Raw genomic sequence first — 6,446 nt, 5'->3', positions numbered from 1 at the left:
GTATCAGCCAGAGCCGGCGCCGTATCAGCAGCCGACTTACGATCCGTATGCCGCTCAGCCTGCGCCGCAAGGGTATCAGCCAGAGCCGGCGCCGTATCAGCAGCCGACTTACGATCCGTATGCCGCTCAGCCTGCGCCGCAAGGGTATCAGCCAGAGCCGGCGCCGTATCAGCAGCCGACTTACGATCCGCATGCCGCTCAGCCTGCGCCGCAGGCGTATCAGCCGCAAAGCGCGCCAGTGCCGTCACCGGAGCCAGAACCAGAGGTTGCGCCGGAAGAGGTGAAACGTCCACCGCTCTATTACTTCGAAGAAGTCGAAGAGAAGCGGGCACGTGAACGCGAGCTGCTGGCCTCCTGGTATCAGCCAATTCCGGAGCCGGAAAGTCCGATTGCCACTAAACCGCTGACGCCGCCAGCCTCCTCGTCCAAACCGCCAGTGGAGACAACCGTGGTCTCTGCGGTCGCGGCAGGGGTGCATCAGGCAACGGCCGCCAGCGGCGGCGCGGCGGCGGCAACCTCGGCGACGGCCGCATCCGCTGCGGCTGCGCCATTGTTCAGCCCGGCATCCAGCGGACCGCGGGTCCAGGTGAAAGAAGGTATTGGTCCAAAACTACCGCGACCAAACCGCGTTCGTGTCCCGACGCGTCGGGAGCTGGCCTCTTACGGCATCAAGCTACCGTCGCAACGGGAGGCGGAACAGCGTGCGCGGCAGGCGGAGCGCGACCCCCATTATGACGATGAGCTGCTCTCGGATGAGGAAGCGGATGCTATGGAGCAGGATGAACTGGCTCGCCAGTTCGCCGCCACCCAGCAGCAGCGCTATGGCCATCGCTGGGAAGACGATAACGCGACTGATGACGATGACGCCGACACTGCGGCGGAAGCGGAGCTGGCGCGCCAGTTTGCCGCCACCCAGCAGCAGCGCTACTCCGCTGAGCAGCCGCCGGGCGCTAATCCGTTCTCGCCGGCGGATTATGAATTCTCGCCGATGAAAACGCTGGTCAATGAGGGGCCGAGCGAGCCGCTGTTTACGCCGACGCCGGAAGTCCAGCCGCAACAACCGGCCCCGCACTATCAACAACCGGCCGCCGCTCCGCAGCAGGGTTATCAACCTGCGCAGCACCAGCCGGTACACCCTCAGCCAGTGCCGCCGCAGCCTTACCAGACTGCACCGCAGCCCGTGCAGCAGCAACAGCCGGTTGTCCCGCAGGGGCATCAGCCTGCCGCGCCCGCGCCGCAGGAGAGCCTGATCCACCCGCTGCTGATGCGCAATGGCGATAGCCGTCCGCTGCAAAGACCGACCACGCCGTTGCCGTCGCTGGATCTGTTAACCCCACCACCCAGTGAAGTCGAGCCGGTGGATACCTTTGCTCTCGAGCAGATGGCGCGACTGGTGGAAGCACGTCTGGCCGATTTCCGCATTAAAGCGGATGTGGTGAACTACTCGCCGGGGCCGGTGATCACCCGCTTCGAACTGAATCTGGCGCCTGGCGTCAAAGCGGCTCGAATCTCTAACCTGTCACGCGATCTGGCGCGTTCGCTGTCGACGGTTGCCGTGCGCGTGGTGGAAGTGATCCCGGGTAAACCGTATGTCGGTCTTGAGCTGCCGAATAAAAAGCGTCAGACCGTCTATCTGCGTGAAGTGCTCGACAACGCCAAGTTCCGCGATAACCCATCGCCGCTGACCGTGGTGCTGGGTAAAGATATCGCTGGCGACCCGGTGGTAGCTGACCTGGCGAAAATGCCGCACCTGCTGGTTGCTGGTACTACCGGTTCCGGTAAGTCAGTCGGTGTGAACGCCATGATCCTCAGCATGCTCTACAAAGCGCAGCCGGAAGATGTGCGTTTCATCATGATCGACCCAAAAATGCTCGAGCTGTCGGTCTACGAAGGTATTCCGCATCTGCTGACGGAAGTGGTCACCGACATGAAAGACGCCGCCAATGCGCTGCGCTGGAGCGTCAACGAGATGGAGCGCCGCTACAAGCTGATGTCAGCGCTGGGCGTGCGTAACCTGGCGGGCTATAACGAGAAGATCGCCGAGGCCGCGCGCATGGGGCGTCCGATTCCGGATCCGTACTGGAAGCCGGGCGACAGCATGGATGCCGTACATCCGGTGCTGGAAAAACTGCCGTATATCGTGGTGCTGGTGGACGAGTTCGCCGACCTGATGATGACCGTCGGCAAGAAGGTGGAAGAGCTGATTGCCCGTCTGGCGCAAAAAGCGCGTGCGGCGGGGATCCACCTGGTGCTGGCGACGCAGCGTCCGTCGGTAGATGTTATTACCGGCCTGATTAAGGCCAACATTCCGACGCGCATCGCCTTTACCGTGTCGAGTAAAATTGACTCGCGTACCATTCTCGATCAGGGCGGCGCGGAATCGCTGCTGGGTATGGGGGATATGCTTTACTCCGGACCGAACTCTACCACGCCGGTGCGCGTCCACGGGGCATTTGTACGCGACCAGGAAGTCCACGCTGTGGTTCAGGACTGGAAAGCCCGCGGCCGTCCGCAGTACGTCGATGGTATTACCTCCGACAGCGAAAGCGAAGGCGGCGGCGGTGGTTTCGACGGTGGTGAAGAGCTGGACCCGCTGTTCGATCAAGCGGTCAGTTTTGTGACTGAGAAGCGCAAAGCGTCGATTTCCGGGGTCCAGCGTCAGTTCCGCATTGGCTATAACCGTGCAGCACGCATTATCGAACAGATGGAAGCGCAGGGGATCGTCAGCGAACAGGGCCATAACGGTAACCGCGAAGTGCTGGCGCCGCCGCCCTTTGAATGAGTGCAAAGTTGGGTAAATAAGCGCAAAATCAGCCAATTCTTCTGTTCCGCCGCCGTCGGCGGTCCTACATTAGGGACAGAAGAGGCTCCCGCGTCGGGAGTGACGCACATTAAGGAATAACAATGAAAAAACTCGCAATCACCTGTGCATTAGTGTCTGGTATGGTCGTCAGCCAGGTCTGGGCAGATGCGGCCAGCGACTTAAAAAGCCGTCTTGATAAAGTGAGCAGCTTCCATGCCAGCTTCACGCAGAAAGTCACCGACGGCAGCGGTAACGCCGTTCAGGACGGACAGGGCGACCTGTGGGTAAAACGCCCGAACCTGTTTAACTGGCATATGACCCAGCCAGATGAAAGCGTTCTTGTCTCGGATGGCAAAACGCTGTGGTTCTACAACCCGTTCGTTGAGCAGGCTACGGCGACCTGGCTGAAAGATGCTACCAGCAACACGCCGTTTATGCTGATTGCCCGCAACCAGTCCAGTGACTGGCAGCAGTACAATATCAAACAAAACGGCGATGATTTTGTGCTGACGCCGAAAAGCGGCAGCGGTAACCTGAAGCAGTTCACGATCAACGTCGGTCGGGACGGCACCATCCATCAGTTCAGCGCCGTCGAGCAGGATGACCAGCGCAGCAGCTATCAGCTGAAGTCGCAGCAGAACGGCGCCGTCGACGCATCTAAGTTCACCTTTACGCCGCCGAAAGGGGTGACGGTGGACGATCAACGTAAGTAGAGGCGAAAGTGAGCAATCTGTCGCTCGATTTTTCCGACAACGCGTTTCAACCTCTGGCCGCTCGCATGCGGCCAGAAAATTTAGCGCAGTATATTGGCCAGCAGCATCTGCTGGCGCCGGGTAAACCCCTGCCGCGGGCGATTGAAGCCGGGCACCTGCATTCAATGATCCTCTGGGGGCCGCCGGGCACCGGCAAGACCACCCTCGCGGAAGTGATTGCCCGCTACGCCAGCGCCGATGTCGAACGGATCTCGGCGGTGACCTCAGGGGTGAAAGAGATTCGCGAGGCTATTGAGCGCGCGCGGCAAAATCGCAACGCCGGCCGGCGGACCATCCTGTTTGTTGACGAAGTGCATCGCTTTAATAAAAGCCAGCAGGATGCCTTTCTGCCCCATATTGAAGACGGCACCATCACTTTTATTGGCGCGACCACCGAAAACCCCTCCTTTGAGCTTAATTCAGCGCTGCTCTCCCGCGCCCGCGTCTACTTACTGAAATCGCTGACCACCGACGATATCGAGCGGGTGCTTGACCAGGCGATGAACGATAAGTCCCGCGGCTACGGCGGGCAGGATATTATTCTGCCGGAAGAGACCCGCAAGGCCATCGCCGAACTGGTGAACGGCGACGCGAGGCGGGCGCTGAATACCCTGGAAATGATGGCTGATATGGCCGAGAGCGATGACTCGGGCAAGCGGGTGCTGAAGGCGGAACTGCTGACCGAGATCGCTGGCGAGCGCAGCGCGCGCTTTGATAACAAAGGCGACCGGTTCTACGATTTGATTTCTGCTCTGCATAAGTCGGTGCGCGGTAGCGCGCCGGATGCGGCACTTTACTGGTATGCGCGGATCATCACCGCCGGCGGCGATCCGCTGTACGTTGCCCGCCGCTGTCTGGCGATAGCCTCGGAAGATGTCGGCAACGCCGACCCACGGGCGATGCAGGTCGCCATTTCGGCGTGGGATTGCTTTACCCGCGTCGGGCCGGCGGAAGGCGAACGGGCGATTGCCCAGGCCATTGTCTATCTGGCCTGCGCGCCGAAAAGTAACGCCGTCTACACCGCCTTTAAAGCGGCGCTGTCCGACGCGCGGGATCGTCCTGACTACGACGTTCCGGTGCATCTGCGCAATGCGCCGACGAAGCTGATGAAAGAGATGGGTTACGGACAGGAGTATCGTTACGCTCATGACGAACCCAACGCCTACGCCGCCGGCGAACAGTACTTCCCGCAGGAAATGGCGCAAACGCGCTATTATCACCCGACAAACCGGGGGCTTGAGGGCAAAATTGGCGAAAAGCTCGCCTGGCTCGCTGAACAGGATCAAAATAGCCCGATAAAACGCTACCGCTAATTGAGGCGTTGCGGTAAGGTTATTACTCTATTTCCGTGGTCGTAGTCTGCGGCCACTTTTCTTTATTTAATTCGATAAGCACAGGATAAGCATGCTCGATCCCAATCTGCTGCGTACCGAGCCAGACGCAGTCGCAGAAAAACTGGCACGCCGGGGCTTTAAGCTGGATGTAGATAAACTTCGCGCGCTTGAAGAGCGTCGTAAAGTTCTGCAGGTGCAAACGGAAAACCTGCAGGCGGAGCGTAACTCCCGATCGAAATCCATTGGCCAGGCGAAAGCGCGCGGGGAAGACATCGAGCCATTACGCCTGGAAGTGAACAAACTCGGCGAACAGTTGGATGCTGCAAAGTCCGAGCTGGAAACGCTGCTGGCGGAAATTCGCGATATCGCGCTGGCGATCCCGAATATTCCTCATGATGATGTGCCGGTTGGCCGTGACGAAAACGACAACGTTGAAGTCAGCCGCTGGGGCACGCCGCGCCAGTTCGATTTTGAAGTGCGCGATCACGTGACGCTGGGGGAAATGCACGGGGGGCTGGATTTTGCCGCCGCCGTTAAGCTGACTGGTTCGCGTTTTGTGGTGATGAAAGGCCAGCTGGCCCGTCTGCACCGCGCCCTGGCGCAGTTCATGCTGGATCTGCACACCGAACAGCATGGCTATAGCGAAAACTATGTCCCGTACCTGGTGAACCAGGACACGCTGTATGGCACCGGCCAGTTGCCGAAATTCGCTGGCGACCTGTTCCATACTCGTCCGCTGGAAGAAGAAGCCGACAGCAGCAACTACGCGCTGATCCCGACGGCGGAAGTGCCGCTGACCAACCTGGTACGCGATGAAATCATCGACGAAGACGACCTGCCGATCAAAATGACCGCCCATACGCCGTGCTTCCGCTCTGAAGCCGGTTCCTATGGTCGCGACACCCGCGGTCTGATCCGCATGCACCAGTTCGACAAAGTTGAAATGGTGCAGATCGTGCGTCCGGAAGACTCCATGGCCGCGCTGGAAGAGATGACCGGTCACGCCGAGAAAGTGCTGCAGCTGCTGGGTCTGCCGTACCGTAAGGTCGCGCTGTGCACCGGCGATATGGGCTTCAGCGCCTGCAAAACCTACGACCTGGAAGTGTGGGTTCCGGCGCAGAACACCTACCGTGAAATCTCTTCCTGCTCTAACGTCTGGGATTTCCAGGCGCGTCGTATGCAGGCCCGCTGCCGCAGCAAGTCCGACAAGAAGACTCGCCTCGTTCATACTCTGAATGGTTCTGGTCTGGCGGTAGGTCGTACCCTGGTGGCGCTGATGGAAAACTATCAGCAGGCCGATGGCCGTATTGAGATCCCGGAAATTCTGCGCCCGTATATGCGTGGCCTCGAATATATCGGGTAATTTTTTCTTCCTCTCTTTTAAAAGCGCCTGCGGGCGCTTTTTTTACGCCCTTATTGATACCGGGCAATAATCCATTCTACGAATGCAGTGATACTCCCTTTGGATTAAATCAGCATAAAAAACCAATAATATTTCAAAGCAATATATATATGACTATATAGCGCTTGTCAGTTTATTGTGAGCAACCAAAGCGA

Annotated in this window: 4 protein-coding genes; all 4 read left to right on the top strand. The window is 59.1% G+C overall.

The annotated features are described in order from the left end of the window. On the top strand, positions 1–2,782 hold a 2,782-nt coding region (ftsK, locus tag NKJ21_RS18545; protein ID WP_254733122.1), incomplete at its 5' end, for a DNA translocase FtsK. A 122-nt stretch (positions 2,783–2,904) separates the two neighbouring features. Further along, positions 2,905–3,516, top strand: coding sequence for an outer membrane lipoprotein chaperone LolA (gene lolA, locus NKJ21_RS18540; protein WP_046882316.1), 612 nt, complete (start codon positions 2,905–2,907; stop codon positions 3,514–3,516). Between the two features lie 8 nt (positions 3,517–3,524). Beyond that, entirely contained in the window at positions 3,525–4,868 is a 1,344-nt protein-coding gene (gene rarA / locus NKJ21_RS18535) for a replication-associated recombination protein RarA (protein WP_012542326.1), read from the top strand. Positions 4,869–4,959: 91 nt separating this feature from the next. Beyond that, a complete protein-coding gene (serS, locus tag NKJ21_RS18530; protein WP_008805848.1) occupies positions 4,960–6,252 on the top strand; it encodes a serine--tRNA ligase in 1,293 nt (430 codons plus the stop codon). Positions 6,253–6,446: the final 194 nt, after the last annotated feature.

Source organism: Klebsiella sp. SWET4 (genome assembly GCF_024296565.1).
Classification (GTDB): Bacteria; Pseudomonadota; Gammaproteobacteria; order Enterobacterales; family Enterobacteriaceae; genus Klebsiella; species Klebsiella variicola.
The sequence above is the reverse complement of the archived record's forward strand: the minus strand, read 5'-3'. Positions and strand labels throughout refer to the sequence as shown.